The sequence below is a fragment of the Gammaproteobacteria bacterium genome (assembly GCA_034522055.1).
Lineage (GTDB): Bacteria > Pseudomonadota > Gammaproteobacteria > JAABTG01 > JAABTG01 > JAABTG01.
Window position 1 is genome coordinate 1,140,596 of record JAXHLS010000006.1, and the last position, 16,604, is coordinate 1,157,199.

The 16,604-nt window shown below is 62.6% G+C and carries 17 protein-coding genes and 1 pseudogene; 8 read left to right on the forward strand and 10 right to left on the reverse strand.

Annotation, left to right across the window (positions count from 1 at the left end; genetic code table 11):
• Nucleotides 1-475: 475 nt before the first annotated feature.
• Nucleotides 476-685: a hypothetical protein gene (locus tag U5S82_24025; protein MDZ7754635.1), complete on the reverse strand. Its 210-nt coding sequence runs from the start codon at nt 683-685 to the stop codon at nt 476-478.
• Nucleotides 682-1,224 (reverse strand): hypothetical protein, encoded by a 543-nt coding sequence (locus tag U5S82_24030; GenBank protein ID MDZ7754636.1) that lies wholly within the window; start codon nt 1,222-1,224, stop codon nt 682-684. Before U5S82_24030 ends, U5S82_24025 begins: the two co-directional genes overlap by 4 nt.
• 537 nt (nt 1,225-1,761) lie before the next feature.
• Here U5S82_24030 and U5S82_24035 point away from each other — a divergent pair.
• Nucleotides 1,762-1,947, forward strand: coding sequence for a type II toxin-antitoxin system Phd/YefM family antitoxin (locus U5S82_24035; GenBank protein MDZ7754637.1), 186 nt, complete (start codon nt 1,762-1,764; stop codon nt 1,945-1,947).
• Between the two features lie 653 nt (nt 1,948-2,600).
• Here U5S82_24035 and U5S82_24040 read toward each other — a convergent pair.
• On the reverse strand, nt 2,601-3,596 hold the full coding sequence (locus tag U5S82_24040) for a reverse transcriptase domain-containing protein (protein MDZ7754638.1): 996 nt from the start codon (nt 3,594-3,596) through the stop codon (nt 2,601-2,603).
• Complete coding sequence (locus U5S82_24045; GenBank protein ID MDZ7754639.1) at nt 3,597-3,932, reverse strand: RNA-directed DNA polymerase; 336 nt, start codon at nt 3,930-3,932, stop codon at nt 3,597-3,599.
• Nucleotides 3,933-4,883: 951 nt separating this feature from the next.
• On the opposite strand from U5S82_24045, the gene U5S82_24050 reads away from it, so the two are divergent.
• The gene (locus U5S82_24050; GenBank protein MDZ7754640.1) at nt 4,884-6,419 is read left to right on the forward strand and encodes an ISKra4 family transposase; all 1,536 of its coding nucleotides are present in this window, start codon (nt 4,884-4,886) and stop codon (nt 6,417-6,419) included.
• A gap of 121 nt (nt 6,420-6,540) precedes the next feature.
• Here U5S82_24050 and U5S82_24055 read toward each other — a convergent pair whose 3' ends face one another.
• From U5S82_24055 to istA, 3 genes are read right to left on the reverse strand one after another with little or no spacing between them, the layout of a single operon-like run.
• Complete coding sequence (locus U5S82_24055) at nt 6,541-6,717, reverse strand: hypothetical protein (GenBank protein ID MDZ7754641.1); 177 nt, start codon at nt 6,715-6,717, stop codon at nt 6,541-6,543.
• Nucleotides 6,718-6,719: 2 nt separating this feature from the next.
• Complete coding sequence (gene istB, locus U5S82_24060) at nt 6,720-7,487, reverse strand: IS21-like element helper ATPase IstB (protein ID MDZ7754642.1); 768 nt, start codon at nt 7,485-7,487, stop codon at nt 6,720-6,722.
• Complete coding sequence (istA, locus tag U5S82_24065; GenBank protein MDZ7754643.1) at nt 7,484-8,998, reverse strand: IS21 family transposase; 1,515 nt, start codon at nt 8,996-8,998, stop codon at nt 7,484-7,486. Before istA ends, istB begins: the two co-directional genes overlap by 4 nt.
• Nucleotides 8,999-9,795: 797 nt before the next feature.
• Here istA and ltrA point away from each other — a divergent pair.
• Together ltrA and U5S82_24075 are read left to right on the forward strand one after the other, a co-directional pair.
• Complete coding sequence (gene ltrA, locus U5S82_24070; protein ID MDZ7754644.1) at nt 9,796-11,082, forward strand: group II intron reverse transcriptase/maturase; 1,287 nt, start codon at nt 9,796-9,798, stop codon at nt 11,080-11,082.
• Nucleotides 11,083-11,278: 196 nt separating this feature from the next.
• Nucleotides 11,279-11,401: a type II toxin-antitoxin system HicA family toxin gene (locus U5S82_24075; protein MDZ7754645.1), complete on the forward strand. Its 123-nt coding sequence runs from the start codon at nt 11,279-11,281 to the stop codon at nt 11,399-11,401.
• 326 nt (nt 11,402-11,727) lie between these two features.
• Here U5S82_24075 and U5S82_24080 read toward each other — a convergent pair.
• Both U5S82_24080 and U5S82_24085 read right to left on the reverse strand, forming a co-directional pair.
• Nucleotides 11,728-11,949, reverse strand: a pseudogene (locus tag U5S82_24080) (GDP-mannose 4,6-dehydratase).
• A 67-nt stretch (nt 11,950-12,016) separates the two neighbouring features.
• Complete coding sequence (locus tag U5S82_24085; protein MDZ7754646.1) at nt 12,017-12,265, reverse strand: PIN domain-containing protein; 249 nt, start codon at nt 12,263-12,265, stop codon at nt 12,017-12,019.
• Between the two features lie 29 nt (nt 12,266-12,294).
• Here U5S82_24085 and U5S82_24090 point away from each other — a divergent pair, with 29 nt between their 5' ends.
• The gene (locus U5S82_24090) at nt 12,295-12,474 is read left to right on the forward strand and encodes a hypothetical protein (GenBank protein MDZ7754647.1); all 180 of its coding nucleotides are present in this window, start codon (nt 12,295-12,297) and stop codon (nt 12,472-12,474) included.
• 370 nt (nt 12,475-12,844) lie between these two features.
• Here U5S82_24090 and U5S82_24095 read toward each other — a convergent pair whose 3' ends face one another.
• Nucleotides 12,845-13,585 (reverse strand): hypothetical protein, encoded by a 741-nt coding sequence (locus U5S82_24095; protein MDZ7754648.1) that lies wholly within the window; start codon nt 13,583-13,585, stop codon nt 12,845-12,847.
• Between the two features lie 390 nt (nt 13,586-13,975).
• Here U5S82_24095 and U5S82_24100 point away from each other — a divergent pair, with 390 nt between their 5' ends.
• The 3 genes from U5S82_24100 to U5S82_24110 are packed head-to-tail and all read left to right on the forward strand — an operon-like array spanning nt 13,976 to nt 16,548.
• Nucleotides 13,976-14,500: a hypothetical protein gene (locus tag U5S82_24100; protein ID MDZ7754649.1), complete on the forward strand. Its 525-nt coding sequence runs from the start codon at nt 13,976-13,978 to the stop codon at nt 14,498-14,500.
• Nucleotides 14,497-15,711 (forward strand): ISAzo13 family transposase, encoded by a 1,215-nt coding sequence (locus U5S82_24105; protein ID MDZ7754650.1) that lies wholly within the window; start codon nt 14,497-14,499, stop codon nt 15,709-15,711. Before U5S82_24100 ends, U5S82_24105 begins: the two co-directional genes overlap by 4 nt.
• A gap of 48 nt (nt 15,712-15,759) precedes the next feature.
• Nucleotides 15,760-16,548, forward strand: a complete 789-nt coding sequence (locus U5S82_24110) for a transposase (GenBank protein MDZ7754651.1) — start codon at nt 15,760-15,762, stop codon at nt 16,546-16,548.
• Nucleotides 16,549-16,604 lie beyond the last annotated feature (56 nt).

A 16,604-nucleotide genomic window follows, 5' to 3' on the forward strand; every position in this document is an offset into this window, starting at 1 on the left:
CACCCACGGTTTTAGGCGGAGGACGCCCTCCAACTCTTGGGTCCGCGTTTCCGCAGCACCTCGCCATGACCGCAGCAGAACCGTTCAGTACTACGAAGGCTCTGACTCCTGCCCACCGTCACCACGGCGGTCAGGTCTCCCCGCTTCTCTCGCATTTCCTTCCCAGCGTTCCGTCTCCAACCACGGAGGGGACCCGAATGTCGCTTTCCACGCCAATCCCAGCGCATCCGATGATTTTCAGGCTTCACCTTCTCCTAGCGGGCTCGCCGTCCCGTACCGCCGAATCGAGTTCGTCATCCTACGGACCGCCAGTTCGCCTCCGGTTGCTCTCCACCCCGCCTCGCGACGACGCAGTTACCTTCGACTACGGGGCCTTGGCTTACCCCGACACGGACTCTCACCGTGCAGAAAATGCGCCTCCACGGACGCACTAAGAGCCGAGTCCCCTCGGCGATTCATCCATGTGGGAGTTCAGTTACAACCGCATGTCGTCGTCCACCATAGGCCGAAAGGGCTTCAGCTGGTGGTCGATAAAGGCGTTGTACTCCGTCACGAAACGCACGTACTCATCCGGCGTGAGCGTCCGTGCGGCGCGCCCCGCCCGCACCAGGGCCATGTCCCGACGCAGATCCGCCGAGGCGGCGGCGGCCAGCAGCTCTCTCTTGACGGCTTCAGGAATGGTCACAAGCCTGCCGCCTTCCTCAGCTCCGCGAGCAGGTCCAGTCGCTCGAACAGGGCGAAATAGCCTTCGATGCGCGTCCAGTCCATAGAGTTCCCATGGCGGTCCATGAGGGCGATGATGTCGTCTCGATCCCGCGAACGGGACGGATCATTGACGAAGGCCTGGACCTTCAGACCGATGAGGTCTTCCGGCAGTAGCACCGGGATTTCCAACACCCCGCCGAACAGCGGCTTGGTGGCGGCGCGCGCCAGCATGTGGGTAGTGGCCTCCCTGAAGGCATGCAGATAATCCACCTCGCCGAACACCCGCAGGTCTGAAACGTACTGGGATACGTTCTCGGACTGGTGGAGGAGGTGATAATTCATCCCCGTCATGATGGCATGGACCCGGGGCAGGTCGGCCTTACGGACCAAGAAATCCAGGTCCACCGTGGCCCGCTGCACCCCCCAAAGGCCGAGCGCAAACCCGCCCATCATGGCGTAGGCCACGTCCTCCCGGTCGAAACCGTGGACCAGGCTCTTCAGTACACTGTGGAAGTCCATGGGGCATAATCATAGCCCGCTACCAGTGTAGCCACCCACCACCCGTTCCCAGGGCTCGCAGTGGGCCGGGATTCATCCCGACAGTCGGACTCGTAGGCCGGTTGCTTCCCTAACGCCGTCTCAACAACATCCTTGGTGCTCGAAACGTATTAACTTTCATAACGATACGCGCCGCCCGAAATGATGAAAGAGGAGCGCGTATCGCCCTGTTCGTTCCCTCACCCCATCCCTGTACCCCGGGCATCCTGCCCTTCGCCCTACGGGCCGCGCCGAGGCGCGTTCAAATCCGTTTCCTACGGATTTGTCCCAGAGGAAGAGGGGGAGTTCGTGCTTCGCGACTTTCACGTTAATGCTCGCCACGTCGAAGGGGGATAAGCAGCTCACTAATCCCGACCCGCTCACCCCAGTGTTTCCACATCGCAGGACACCTCGGATGGCGAGAGCAGCCGACCTACTCCGCTGTCCGCGGAACCTTGCAGCGCCGGGCGGACTAGACTAAGTTTATTAAACTTAGTCCATCGGCAGAGGAACGAAGCGATGCGCATCGTCAACGTCCACGAGGCCAAGACCCATCTATCACGGCTGTTGGATCAAGCCGCCAAGGGCGAGCCCTTCATCATCGCCAAAGCGGGCAAACCCCTGGTCAAGGTGATGGCCGTCGATGCCCCCGAGCCACAAGACGTTCGGCGACTGGGTTTCCTGGCCGGCCAAATCGCCGTCTAGGATGACTTCGATACCATGGGCGGTGATGCCATCGAGCGCCTGTTCACCGGCGAATAGTGAATCTGCTGCTGGACACCCACCTGCTATTGTAGAATCGTTTCAGCGCACTGGTTGACAGGGCGCTCAAGAGTGACCCCCAACGGGTGACCCGACGAGGCAAACCGGCTGTGGTGGGGCATCGCCGCCGATCAGTACGAGCGACTGCGGCGGCAGGGAAAAACCACAGCGCCCACCTTCGGCGAACTACTGCTCACCATGCCCCAGGACGACCTCGACTTCGATCGCATCCCCTTGCGACCCCGCGCCATCGAACTCTGATGCACCTTCTGGACACCGTGGTCCTGTCGGAACTACGCAAGCAGCACCGAAACCCGCATCTGGTGGCGTGGATCGCGAATCAACGGACCCCGGACCTCTTCCTCAGCGTGGTCAGAATTTGCGGATCAGCTTAACCGGGGTACGCCATCTCCGTGCGGGAGGCAGGGCCGCCTTCACGCTCCACTTAACCGTGGTCGGAGAGTAAGCCGGTTCCTTGCCGACGGTTAGGCCGAAGTTTGTGTTCTCTGTTTGCCGCCTGGTTTCCCGGCGGTGCCACAATATCTCGGCCATGCGTCGGTTCGTCCCCGGCTCCTCGCAGAACCGGACTTGGAGAGTTACACCATCCGGCTCCCAGCTTGAGTCTTCCACTTCGGCACGGGGTAGAGGATGTGGACGATGCAGGCGGTCGGCAGCCACGGACTGATGGCCTCGCCGAAGCGTTTCCAGGTCAGCGAGCGTCGCTGGCTACGGCGGTTCAGCCACTTGAACAGGTAGCCGGAGGCGAGGTAGACATAGCTCGCCACGCTCCGGCTGTTGCCGCTGACGCCGTAATACTGGATATGGCCCCGTAGGTGCCGCCGCAGGAAGGCAATCATCGCCGTCCCTCCTTTGCTGCGCATGGCCTTCAGCTTGGCATTGAGCGCCTTGAGCTTCTTGCGCTGTCGCTTGCCGTCGGTCTTGCGACCAACGACAAACCGGCCCTTCCGGCTGCGACCCACGTAGTGGGTGAAGCCGAGAAAGCTGAAGGTCTTCGGCTCTCCCTCCCGCGCAGGGATACGCAGGGCGGTGCTGCCGAAGCGCAGGATGGCCGTCTTGCTGGGCTCGACTTCCAGGTCGAATGCGCTCAAGCGCGCTTTCATCGCTTGATGAAAGCCCTTGGCGTCCTCTTCGTACTGGAAGCAGGCAATATAGTCGTCCGCATAGCGGATGAGGTACGCCTTGCCCTGACACTGCCGGGCATAGCGCGCCTCGAACCACAGGTCCAGTACATAGTGGAGGTAGATGTTCGCCAGCACGGGGGACACCAGCCCGCCTTGCGGGGTGCCTTCGTCGCTGGCTGTGAACACCCCATCTTCCATGATCCCTGCCTTGAGAAATCGGCGGATGATCCGCAGAAAATTCGGATCGCCTATCCGGTGGGCCAGAAACCGCATCAGGTGGTCGTGGCTGACGTGGTCAAAGAAGCCTTTGATGTCGGCCTCCACCACCCTTTGCGTCTGCTCGTTCGTGATGACTTCCGCCACCCGGCGCAGGGCGTCGTGGGCACTTCGACCCGGACGAAAGCCGTAAGAGCAGTCGCGGAATTCCGGTTCCCAGATGGCTTGCAGGATTTAGCTCAGCCGGTCCTGCACCAACCGATCCTCGAAGCTGGGGACACCCAGCGGGCGGTAGCGACCGGCCCCTTTGGGGATGTAGGTTCGCCGGGCCGGTTTGGGCCGGTAGCCCAGCCGGCGCAGGCGGGCCGACAGGTCCGCCATCCGCTCGTCCAGTCCCTGTAAATACGTCTCCTTCCTTACCCCATCCACTCCGGGCGCCTTACTTCCGTCCTGGCGCTCGAAGCTGGCGTGCAGCCCCTCGGGATCGAACAGCATCCCCATCAGGGACGTGAACCGCAACTGCGGCTCGGCACGCGCCTTTTGTGTGAAACGTTCGAGTCGTGTGCTCACGGGCATAGTCCTCTCAGCGTAGGGCCGTGTTGCCCCTCTCCCGTTATCTCAAGCCGACACCCCTTGGCTCCTCCCGGATTACCGGGACTCCTCGCTACTATGGGTGCCTCCGACTTCCCATCAACACCGCCCGCTTCCTCGCTTGTTATCGCTTGTCCACGGGTGCGCGCCTCCTGCACACCGATGATGGGATCTCCTTGGTTACCGCACATTCGCAATGTCAGGCTCGATACGGCCTCGGACTCCGGGGAGTGCCCGTCATGCTTGCCAGGGCGCATGACGGCTGTTGCCTGCTGGTGGGACAAACCCATCGGCACTCACCGACGAACTTTTCGGAGCTCCACACCTTCAAGGTCGGCTTCACCCGTTACCCTTGCACCTCGCCTGCTTTCGTACCTACGCATCAACCAGCCCGTCACCGGACTGACTGCAAGGCTCGATACCGGGCCCGTGGCTAGCGGTTACCCGGGCGGGATTCCCACCCGCTAGAATGTGCGGCATTGCCAAGCCGCTGCTGTCCCCGGTCTTCCCCCAGCTTCTCCCTGGCCTTGGAAGGGTCCCCCAGCGGGGTCTCCACCTCCGTGGGGCGGAAGTAGCGCGGGTCCACCGCCACGATGCACGCCGGTCTTGGCGTGCCGTAAGCGAATTAAGTAAACTGTCCGTATGCCGTAACAGGCTGATTAACTAGCGGGTTAGAGTCCCGCCAAAGGAGTTGCTCGTACACCTTTGTAGTGTCGCGGAGCGGCGTCCGGGTAACCGGGGGTCGTAAGTTACGTAGATGCAAAACCGCAGGCCGCAGCGCAAGCGAACCGATATGGGTGCAGATCTTATAGAACGAGTTGATCGGCCAATAGAAACAAGTAGTTGCATATTTCATGGAGAAAATACAGGGTGTAACCAACGGGGAGACAAGCAGTTTGAGGCCAACTCCCCCCCCATTGGAGACACCCTGTGCAAAAAGCATATACGAAAGTCGAGCCGACCACATTCGATGAATTCACCGCAACGAGGGATCAGCTAGAGCGAGTGATCAGCCGTTTGCGGTCGCCTGAAGCGTCCAATCAGCGCCATGACGAACTGGAAAGCATGATCCACCAGGAAGGGCAGGAGCTGTGCCGGCTGCTGTATCAGGCGGGGCTTGATGTGCGCTCGAATGAAGAGGTGAAGCGGGAAGCCGTGACGGGCCATGACAACGTCGTGCGCACCTATTACCGGGAAGGCTGCGAGCGCCAGATAGAGAGTATGTTTGGCGAAGTCATCTATCGCAGAAAGGGTTACAGCCACCCCCAGGGTGAGTGTCTTTTTCCGCTGGATGAAGCCCTCAATATGCCGAAGAGGAAGTACACCTACGGTCTGAGGGCATGTATCAGTCTGGCCGTGTGTCAGAACGCATTCGATGCCTCGCTTGAAGGACTGTCCACTTTGATAGAGGGCAAGATACCGAAGCGTCAGGCACAAGAGCTGGTGTCGGAGGTGAGCACGGATTTCGAGGCATTCTACGCCCAGCGCGCCATCACGCCGGTACAGTTGCCGGGCACCGTGCTGGTGATGAGCCAGGATGGCAAGGGGATCGCGCTACGTCATGAGGATCTGCGCGAGGCCACACGCAAAGCGGCACAGCAGGAGCACCATACGCTGTGTACGCGTCTGAGCACGGGGGAGAAACGCAACCGCAAGCGCATGGCGACGGTAGCCACGGTCTATGATGTGGCGCCCCACGTTCGCTCAGCGGTGGACGTGATAGGGAGACAGGGGGAGGACGGTAAGCCTTCACGCAAGGACGCGCCGAAGGCGCAGAACAAGCGAGTATGGGCCTCGATCGAAGCAGACATGGAGCGGGTCACGGAGCAAATTGTGGAGGAATCCCTGCGCCGGGATCCGAAACGCGAGCGGCCTTGGGTGATGCTGGTTGACGGGCACAAGGACCAAATCAAGGTAATCAAGCGGGTGTTCAAGCGACACGCCATTAAGGTCCCGCTGATCCTGGACTTCATCCATGTCCTGGAATACCTGTGGCGCGCGACCTGGTGCTTCTTTGACAGCAAAGATAAGGAGCAGGCGCAGGCGGCCGAGCACTGGGTGTTGGAGAAGGCGCAAGCCATCCTTGAAGGACGTTCCGGCCCAGTGGCGGCCGGGATAAGGATCAAGGCCAAGCGCTGCGCGCTGTCAGCGAAGAAGCAAGAGGTCATCGCGACAGTGGCGAATTACTTGACCAACCATACTGCGATGTTGCGTTACGACCAGTTCATGCAACAGGGTTACCCGATAGCAACCGGCGTGATCGAAGGCGCGTGCCGCCATCTGATTGCTGATCGGTTCGAAATAACGGGGGCGCGTTGGTCGCTAAAAACCGCGGAGGGCATCCTTCGGCTTCGTGCGATCCGCGCCAGTGGCGACTGGGATAGGTATCAGGCATTCCACAAGAAGCAGGAGTGGAAAAGAAACCACCTTCAGCGCTTCCACGGGCCGGTGTTAGCGGCTGAGTAAATCCGCGCATAAATGGCGAAGGTCGCAGTCGCGGGTTCAGGCGGCGTGACTCGGCCTCAGCGCGGATAGGTCGCCTCGACTCAAGCCAGGTCACGCCGCCGGGGTGGGTTTAAGGGTCGGATCAGAAGATCAAGTCATCGTCGTCGACTTCAAAGGTCGTTATGCGGTCTTGTTGCATGAGTTCGACCAGCTGCCGATCGTATCGGCTCCAGATGGCATCGCGGAGTTCGTCGATAAAGTCATAGATCGCCAATGCCTGCTCTGGCGTCCAGTCGTCCGGTATCGCGGGATGGGTCATGGTTAGGCTCCTTTGTTGGATTTGGCTGCGGATTGGCGCCGCTGCGCCTGTTGCTGCTGTCGCTCCTTGGCCTCCTTGAGCCGGTAGGATTCACCTTCGATAGTGAGGATCTCGGAGCGGTGTACCAGCCGGTCCACGAGGGAGACCACGCAGGAGGCGTTGGGAAAGACTTCACCCCATTCGGCGAAGGGTCGGTTGGTGGTGACCAGGGTGGATTTCTCCTCGTAGCGGCGGGAGACGATCTCGAACAGCAGATCGGCATGGCGATTGGAGTAGGCGAGATACCCCACCTCGTCGACCGCTAGCAGTTGAGGGCGGGCGTAGCGGGCGAGGCGCCGCTTGAGGGCGCTGTCGCCATCCTGGGCGGCCAAGTCATTGAGCATCTGGCCGGCGCTGGTAAAGAGGACGCTGTGGCCGGCCAGCACCGCTTGATGGGCGATGTTGCGGGCCAGGGTGGATTTGCCGACCCCGTTGGGTCCCACCAGGATGATATTGACCGCCTCGGTGAGGAAGTCGAGGCGCATCAGCTCACTGACCAGTTCCCGGTCGCAGCGGCTGGGCCAGCCCCAGTCGAAGTCGGCCAGGGGTTTGAAGCGGCCCAGCCGCGCCCCTTTCATGCGCCGCTCGAGGCTGCGGTGGGCGCGTTCCTCCTCTTCCCACTGGATCAGGGACTCGACCCAGCCAGCGTCGGCGCTCTCCTCCCAATGGCTCAGCAGGCCATGGAGCTTGAGGGCCGTGGCCCGTTCTTTCAGGGATGCGTTAGGGATCATTGGGGCTCCTCCTGGGCGTCGTCTTCGGTTTCGGGCGGGGTGGACTGCAAGGCGTCGTAGCCGCCCAGATCATGGGTGCGTACCACCAGCCCCCTGGCGCGCGCGTGGTCGATGCGCACTCCCACCCGGGGCGGCTGGTTTCTCGCCTCGCGCCTCCGCTGCAGGGCGATGCGCACGCCGTTGGGGTGAGCGACCCCGTGGGCCAGGCTCTCCTGGATGGCCGCTTCCAGCTCGGGGGCGCCGTAGGCATCGAGGAGGCGCAGCAGGGCGGCGGTGATGGCGCCGAGGTTGTCGCCACGCTCAGCGGCCTGTATGAGTAACTGCCGGCTGGCCGGTGCGGCCTGGGCCAGGTGGTCCTGGCCGCGATGATGCCGGGCCTGGCGTTTGATCTGGACCAGTGCCTCGATGTGTTCCGGCTGTTCGATCTGCCGGCCCTTGTCGTAGCTGCGCGGGTGGCGGGCGATGACATCTCCGCCGTCGAGGATCCGCACCTCGGTGGGTGAGGCCGAGACGGTGAGGGTGCGCCGCACATGGGTGTGGGGCACGCTGTAGTCGTTGCCCTCGAAGCGCGCGTAAGGGGTCTTGCCGATGTGGACCTCGACCCGCTCGTCGGTGGGATAGGGGTTATCGGGCAGCGCCAGCAGGGGCTCCTGCTCGAAGGCCTGGCGCACCGAGAGGGCACGGTCCTCCGGGCAGGGCCGGTCCATGGCCCAGCCGTTGCACCAGGCCTCGGCCTGGGCATTGAGGTCATCGATGTCGGTCCATTGGCGGGCCGGCCAGAAATTATCGCGTATCGTGCGGATGGCGCGTTCCACCCGCCCCTTCTCGTTGCCCCGGGCCACCGCCACCGGACGGGGCTCGAAGCGGTAGTGGGCGGCGAACTCGAGCAAGGTGGGATGGAAGCGGATGGCCTCACCCTGGCGCTCCAGCACGGCGCTTTTGAGGTTGTCGTAGAGCAGGACCTTGGGCAGGCCGTTCCAGGCAGTGAAGGCCGCCTCATGGCCCCGCAGGAAGTTGGCCATCTTGGCATCGAGGAAGAAGCGCAAAAAAATGCGCCGGGAGTAGCTGAGCACCATGACAAAGGCCATCAGGGCATGGGTTGCGCGGCCGATGGTGAGCTTGCCGAAATGGCCCCAGTCGATCTGTCCCTGGTCGCCGGGCAGGGTCTTCAGGCGCAGAAAGGCCTCGGGCCGGGGGCGTGGCCGGTAACAGGCGAGCTGATGGCGGAAGTGGTCGGGGCCGCCGGGGTAGCCCCGTTCACGCACCATGCCGTAGAGGCGGCTGGCGGTGAGCGTGGGGAACTGCGCCAGGGTGTCGGTGATGAACGGCAGATAAGGATCGATCATCGACGGCTGCGCAGCCCGCTCGACCTTCGGCATGCCGGCCTGGGAAAGCACCCGATTGACGACGTTGTGGTGTACGCCCAACTGGCTGGCAATGGTGCCCACCCGCCACTTCTCGACGTAGTGATAGCGCAGGATCTGCGCCTCTTGTTCTTTGCTGATGGCCAATGCGTTTCTCCTCATCTCGTGGCCGGCCGGCTCAAGGGGGCTGAGCCCGGGCGCCTGGTGGCCCCTGTCGGGTGACTGTTCCAAGCGCAGCAGCGGCGGTGGCGCGATGAAGCGGGCCGGTACGCAGGAAAGGTCCGCACTCACGGCCGCAGAAGTGGCAGCGAATGGGCGCCATCATCGGCGCGCCATCCGCACCGCGGCGGCCAGCCGGCCTCGCCGGAACGGGGGGTAGTGGATCATGAGGGGGCGGGGCCGGGGAACCCTGATGCGTCACTTTCTGCCTTCTCGCCCGGTAGCGGCGTTGCCGCTCGGCATGCTTGTGCCGGCCCTGGCGGCTCTGCTGGTAGCGCCAGCCGGCGGCCCGCAGAGACGCGCTTCGTGCCGCCTGCGCACACCCCTCAGGGCAATAGATGTTGCCGCGGTCACAGCCACTGCAAATCATCACCTGACGATGACAACGGGCGCAGTTGTACAGGCGTGCAGGGTTCTCCATCGGCGATCCAGGCCGATGAGGACTTGATTGTCAGGGGAAAACGAGAAATAGTGTGCGGGCACGTGCTCTGCACGGCCCGGGGTGCGATACCGGGATCGACCGCCAAGTCAATTAGACCCGGTATCGCACCTGTCTCAACGGCCCCGCTTCATCTACCCGATTCCGGCACTCTTGTCACCGGTTGCTCGCGGCCGCCCGCCAGCCGGCTCAGCGACTGGTTGGCCTGGCAATCAATCCTTCGCCAGATATGCGCGGGTTTTTATAGCCATCTACAGCCGGAAACACAAGCCATGGTTTGGGCGGAATGAGTCGTTCTAAAAGAGCCGCATCCTTTCGCTTCTACGCCTTGTATGACAAGGTCTATCGGGCAGACACTCTCGGTCACGCCTATGATCGTGTCAGGTCCAATCGGGGCGCGCCAGGAATCGATGGTGTGACCTGTGAGGCCATCGAGGCGGGGGTCGGAAGAGACGCCTACTTGGCGGAATTGCAACGGGAACTGGAGCAGAAGACGTACGGCGCGGACGGCGTGCGTCGGGTCTGGATACCCAAGCCGGATGGCAGTGAGCGCCCATTGGGGATCCCCACAATCCGGGATCGGATCGTACAGATGGCGCTCAAGCTGGTGGTGGAGCCGATCTTCGAGGCTGATTTCTGCGAGCACTCCTATGGATTTCGCCCGCAGCGTTCGGCCCATGATGCGGTGAAGGCCGTCACCGACGGTCTGTTTCAGGGAAAGACCCAAATCATCGATGCGGATCTATCGAAGTATTTCGATACGATCCCGCACGCCAAGCTCATGGCCGTGGTTGCCGAGCGCCTTGCCGATGGGGGCGTCCTCGCCCTCATTCAGCAATGGCTCAAGGCCCCGGTCATCGAAGAGGATGGGCGAGGCAAGCAACGCCCGAGTGGCGGTAAAGGGAATCGGAAAGGGACGCCGCAAGGCGGGGTTGTTTCCCCGCTGCTGGCCAATCTTTATCTACATCTGCTGGACCGGATTTGGGAACGGCACGACTTGGAACGGCGGTTAGGGGCGCGCCTCGTGCGTTACGCTGACGATGCCGTGATTCTGTGTCGTGGGGACACCGCGCCGGCCATGGCGGTGCTTGAGACGGTGCTGACACGCCTGGAGTTGACGCTCAACCGGGAGAAAACCCACGTGGTGGATGCCCGCCGACAGGCGTTCGACTTTCTTGGCTTCAGCATCAAATGGGCACGCAGCCGACGAACCGGCAACGGCTACCCTCACGTTGAGCCGAGCCGCCGCGCCGAACGAAGGATCAAGGCGCGCATCAAGGAACTCACCGCGCGGCGCCGCACCCCGGTGCCGATGCCGCGTATGATCACGGAAGTCAACCAAGTGCTACGCGACTGGTCGGGCTACTTCCACTACGGCAACTGCACCAAGGCTTTCGGACGCGTCCGGTGGTTCACTGAGGAACGCGTGCGTACCCAACTGCGGCGGCGTCACAAAGTGCGCACTCGCACGCGCGGTTACGAACGCTTTCCCTACGCCCACCTCCACGACGCCCTTGGATTACTCAAGCTATCCCATAAAGCAGGCTGGCGCTCAGCGCATGCCTTGGCGTGAAGCACATCGGAAAGCCGTGTACGGGAGAACCGTATGCACGGTTTGATGAGGGAGGGCTGGCCCTGGTGGCTACGGCCCGGCTATTTAGGCACCGCCAAACGAAAGGGGCGGGAACCGCTAAGCCGGACCTACGGGCGTTAGGGCCTGCTCTCTACTCTACCCCCCCGTGCCCCCCCCGTGACCCGGAAGCCACCACATCTATGCCAGGACCGGCAACATCGCCCGCATTTCCGTACCTGTTCACGGTAACTCGCCGCTAAAGGCTGGCCTGCAACGACACCTGATGAAGATCGCGGGTATCGAGGAATCTGACCTCTAGGCCGGATAGACAGCAGACAAGGTTGGGTTGAGGAACGAACCCCAACATGACCAGGGCACGGATGTAGGTCGGGATTCATCCCGACATCTGTCACATGCTCCCGCCCAGCATCCCCTCATCCTGTCCTTCTCCCCAAGGGAGAAGGGACCTTCCCATGACGCCAAAGCGCGCAGCAACGTAGGGTGGGTCAAGCGCAGCGGACCCGCCGGCAGCCCCCTCAGCCCCTGTAATCCCCCTGGTGCTCCAGAAACCACTGGTAGGTGGCCCGCACCCGGAGGAGCGCCCCTGGGCGCGAACCGATCCGGCCATTGCGCAGCCCGGCCCCCTCACTCATGGTAATCAAACGCCCGATACCCCGCCTCCTTCACCAGCGCATCGCGCTTGGCCAGTTGCAGGTCGTTCTCCATCATCTCCGTCACCATCTCGTCGAAGGTGATGCGCGGCGTCCACCCCAGCTTCTCCTTGGCCTTGGTGGGCTCCCCCAGCAGGATCTCCACCTCCGTGGGGCGGAAATAGCGCGGGTCCACCGCCACCATGCAGGCCCCCGTCTTGGCGTGCCGTACAGCGAATTAAGTAAACTGCCCCCGGAGCATGCCTGTCCCCGGAGCGTGCAATTCAGCGCTCGAACGGGTTCAGCACGTCCACGTCCAAGTCGGCCACGTCCGCCCCGTTGCGCGTCACCAGTGGCAGGCCGTTGACCTTTGCCGTCGCTGCCAGCAACGCATCGATGACCGCCACCGGGCGGATCGCGTTCATTCGTCCCCACTCCTCGGCTACAGCCGTGTCGACCGGCAGTACCCGGTCGCCGAAGCCCGCAATCACGTTGCCGAGCCATGCCTCGAGCGCGCCGGCCTTCCTCCTCACGGCTGAAGACCAAGGCGCCGACCTGGCGGGTGATCCGTCGTTTCTTCGAGGGCATCAACCTCAGCACGATCCTTCAGGACGGCAGCCCCATCCGCTCCACCCTCAAGGGGCTCACACCCTTGCACGAGCAGGTCCTGCAACTATTGGGGATCCCCGATAACGTCTATCGACAACTCCGCGACGGATGGTGGAACTTCGCTCCCTCATAACTCCCGGTACATCGATTACGCCAACGCTTCTTTAAAAATCCGTCCGAAATCCGAAATACGCAAACTCCTGAAATAACCGCGCGAAATGTAAGTTCTAACCCGGTCAACGTTCAATTAACGGAGGGGGGGCGAAGGAACAAGCCCGTTTCCACCAACCCAAAACGCTGCCGTGCCCTGCCCTGTGGATGACAGCATTCTGGGTTGAACCAGGGAAACGTCAGGCAAACTGACCGGCTGTTTCCCGCGCTGAGGGCAACAGGCTCAGCGGTTCCAGGACGGCCTTGTCATTAAGGTGGGAGAGGATCTTCTTGGGTAAATGGGGCCTGACCCTGAGCGGTTTGACCCTGAGCGGTTGCGCAAGGCGCGGATATCACCACTCGCAGGGCGTGAAGAACCCGTCGTCGCCCAAGGCTTGCCGGCATTGCCCCGTGGCGGGGGTGGGCGCGTCAGGATTCAGGGCGCCGCGCCGCTCCCGGGTCTCGGTCTCCAGGAGCTGGCGGGCGGGGCCGCAGGCCTCGCGCTGCGCGCATTGGCCCTCGGACCCGCAGACCTTGTCGGCCAGGCGCTGGCAGGCCGTGGGCCGGTTCCCGCGCTGCTCACGCTCGCAGGGGACGAAGAAACTGCGGTCCTCCAGGGCCTGACGGCACTGGACGTCGGCGGGGAGATAGCCCTCGCCGAAGGCTCGCTCGTGGGAGATCCCGCGGCGCTCCTCCTCGTAGATCTCGAGCAGCTGCCGGGCGGGGCCGCAGGCCGGGCTGTCGGCGCACTCGCCGTGCAGGCCGCAGGTCTTGCGTATCAGCTGCCTGCAGGCCATGGGCCCCTCGCTGATGAAGGCCTGAGGGGGATGGCGTCGCTCCCGCTTGAACTCCTGGAACGCCATGTTTGGCACCATCACGCCGGAGCGCACGGTGATGCTGGAGCCGTCCTCGAGCCGGTGCACCCCGTCCCAGAGCTGCCTTTTACCGCCCGCGCTCTGCACCGTCACCCGGTTGGTCCGGGGATCGACATGGATGCTGCGCCCACTCTGCAGAGTGGCGGACCATGGCTCCTGCCCGAGCGCGGGACCCGGCAGGAAAGACATCAGCAGGACGAGCAGCAGGACGCGTGGCATGTGGTAATTGGGGTCTGGGTAATTGGGGTCAGAGTAAAAACTAGGTAATTGGGGTCAAAGTAAAAACTACGTGAATACTTCGATTCTGTTGGAAGTTCAGCTTATTGTTTTTCGTTGCAACGGTGTCCGGACTAATTCTGGCCCGGAGTCAATAAAGTGACCGCGAGGGGGGCATATGAAGCTGCGCAGGTCGCTATTCACGATGTTTTCTGAAAAATACGCCCTCGGCAATTCGATGGCGCTATGGTGCCTGATATTGGGTCGGGAAAATAATTTCGAAAAAATGTCAAAAAGTACTTGACAAAGGTTCTCCAGGGTGTTCGCGATATGTGTTGTAGAAACAACAACTTATCGGAGAACTTCATGCGTAGTGAGCGAATGAAATCCTTAATGAACCATATCCTGAACGAGACCGTCCTGGGCGAACTGCTGATCCCCGTTTCCGAGGCGTTGGCGCGCCTGCGCAACGCCAATGCCAATACGAGCGTGCTGGACATGTACACCTTTATCAGCCTGGGCGTACTGCGTCATCTGCAGGGCATGCCCTCGCTGCGCGAGCAGGTGCAGTCGTTGCTGCATCTGGACCCGACCCATAGCCCGCAGGCACCCCTGGCCCGCTCTACCTGGTCCGATGCCCTGGCGTCGCGGCGTCGCCGCGACGTGGTCAGTGCCATGATAGGGCCGTTGCGGAGCGAGGCCCGGGCGGTACTGCCCGACCGCTTGGCCGGGTTTGCCGAGCTGGCGGGGCGCCCCGTGTACGCGACCGACGGCACCTATCAGCACGAGAGCGCCCACTACGGGCGCCGCACGCCCCGCCAGGGCGGTGAGGACAACCCCAAGGGCCATGCGCTGCTGAGGCCTCTGTCGGAAATTAACTTGCCAAGTAGAGGGATCTGTGATCTCCTACGGGGATGAAACGAAACCTCGTACTGGAAGCCGCAATCGTTGAGAAATACATCGCCGTTTCGCCGGAACTCAACGAACGTGGCCGCCGGTTGTGGGCGGCGGCGGAATCGCGCAGCATCGGCTGGGGTGGCGATGCGCTGGTGTCGTCGGCCACCGGGCTTGCCCGCGAAACCATTCGCAAGGGGCGGAGTGAGATCGAGTCCGGCGTGCAGCCGAGTGCGCGGGTACGCCGCCCGGGTGCCGGTCGTCCCGGAATTGAGGCGAGCCAACCGGGACTCCTGGAGGCGCTGGAGCGATTGGTGGACCCGCTGACGCGCGGCGACCCGGAGTCGCCACTGCGCTGGACCTGCAAAAGCCGCGCGAAACTCGCGGCAGCGCTGACGGCGCAAGGCTGGAAGGTGAGTTCGACCACAGTTGGACGGTTGCTCAACGAAGCGGGCTACCGGTTGCAGTCGGTGCGCAAGAGTCGCGAAGGGGTCTCGCATCCCGAGCGCCACGCGCAGTTCGAGTACCTCAACGCGACGGCCGAGGGCCTGCTCGGCGCGGGCCAGCCGGTCATCTCGGTGGACACGAAGAAGAAGGAGCTGGTGGGCGATTTTCGCAATGGGGGGCGGGAATGGCAGCCCAAGGGCGCCCCGGAGAAGGCACTGGTGCACGACTTCCCCAGCGATGGGCTGGGCAAGGCGATCCCCTACGGGATTTACGACATGGGGCGCAACGAGGCCTGGGTCAACGTCGGGCGTGACCACGACACCCCTGCCTTTGCGGTGGCCTCCATTCGCCAGTGGTGGCAGGAGATGGGCCGCGCGGCCTATCCGAAGGCCGAGGAGCTGTTCATCACGGCTGATGCGGGGGGATCGAACGGCTACCGTTCGAGGGTGTGGAAACATGAGTTGCAAGGATTCGCCGACGAAACGGGCCTGCGTATCCGCGTGAGCCACTTTCCGCCGGGCACGAGCAAGTGGAACAAGATAGAGCACCGCCAGTTCTGCCATATCACGCAGAACTGGCGAGGCAAGCCGCTGCGTACCTTCGAGACCATCGTCGACCTCATCGGCCATACGCGTACTGCCAAGGGGCTTCGCGTCAAGGCGAAGCTGGACGAGCGCAACTACCCCACCGGTGCGAAAATCACCAATGCTCAGATGAAGGCCATTGCGCTCACGCGCAACGACTTCCAAGGCGACTGGAACTATGAGATCCATCCGCGTATCGAGTAACGCCAACTTGGCAAGTTAATATCGATCACTCTCCTGAGCTTCTACGACGTGCGCCTGGGGTGCCCCGCGGATGTCTACGTCGATACCCGCAATCGCCACGAGACCACCTTGCTGCGGGACTATGACGCCAACGAACAAGCCATGACCCGGCACAGGAAGGCCCTGTGGCTCGTCGACCGCGCCTTCATCGACGCCCGCTTCTGGGACCAGAAGAAGAAGGGCCTGGGCGTGACGCGGGTGACCCGCATGAAAAAGAACCTGCGCATCGATTCCACCGAGACCCTGCCGGTGGCCGACATCGCCGTCAACGAAGGCATCGTGAAGGACTTGCGTATCACCCTGGGCAGTTCCCAGGCCTTCTGGCGGCTGGTCACCTTCCGCTCCCGGCGCGGCCGCCTCGTGGAGTTCCTCACCAACGACTTCGACCTCGAGCCCGGCCTCGTCGCCTTCCTGTATTCCCGCCGCTGGGAAGAGGAGAAGTGCTTCGATACCTGGAAGAACGACTTCAGCCAGGCCAAGGCCTGGGGCGCCAGTGTCGTGGCCATCGACAACCAGGTGCGTCTGGCCATCATCACCTCCCTCCTCGTGGCCATGCTGGTGCACCGCACCATGGGTCAGCACGGCGTCGAGGACGAGAAAGCCCTGCGCAAACAGGACCGCCGGCAGACCGCGGCAACAGACGGGACCGACCGCCCCGACTGGAGCACCCCGGTGTTCCGCTATACCTCCAAAGTGAGCCGCCAAGTGCTGAGGTTCTTCAAACACTGTTCTCACAAGCCCGCCTCCCTGGCGCTCTATGAGAGCCAGCTACGCCCCATGTTGATGGCGTACCTGTGAGGCAGGGCGGACACCGTTGTTTTCGTTGTATTCATGGCCTGTTCCCTGTTGTCCCG

Coding starts and splice junctions, on each gene's coding strand:
- U5S82_24055 (MDZ7754641.1), bottom strand. CDS start 6,717: ATGACCCATCCCGCGATACCGGACGACTGGACGCCAGAGCAGGCATTG.
- U5S82_24030 (MDZ7754636.1), bottom strand. CDS start 1,224: ATGGACTTCCACAGTGTACTGAAGAGCCTGGTCCACGGTTTCGACCGG.
- U5S82_24035 (MDZ7754637.1), top strand. CDS start 1,762: ATGCGCATCGTCAACGTCCACGAGGCCAAGACCCATCTATCACGGCTG.
- U5S82_24100 (MDZ7754649.1), top strand. CDS start 13,976: ATGAACCATATCCTGAACGAGACCGTCCTGGGCGAACTGCTGATCCCC.
- istB (MDZ7754642.1), bottom strand. CDS start 7,487: ATGATCCCTAACGCATCCCTGAAAGAACGGGCCACGGCCCTCAAGCTC.
- U5S82_24105 (MDZ7754650.1), top strand. CDS start 14,497: ATGAAACGAAACCTCGTACTGGAAGCCGCAATCGTTGAGAAATACATC.
- U5S82_24095 (MDZ7754648.1), bottom strand. CDS start 13,585: ATGCCACGCGTCCTGCTGCTCGTCCTGCTGATGTCTTTCCTGCCGGGT.
- ltrA (MDZ7754644.1), top strand. CDS start 9,796: ATGAGTCGTTCTAAAAGAGCCGCATCCTTTCGCTTCTACGCCTTGTAT.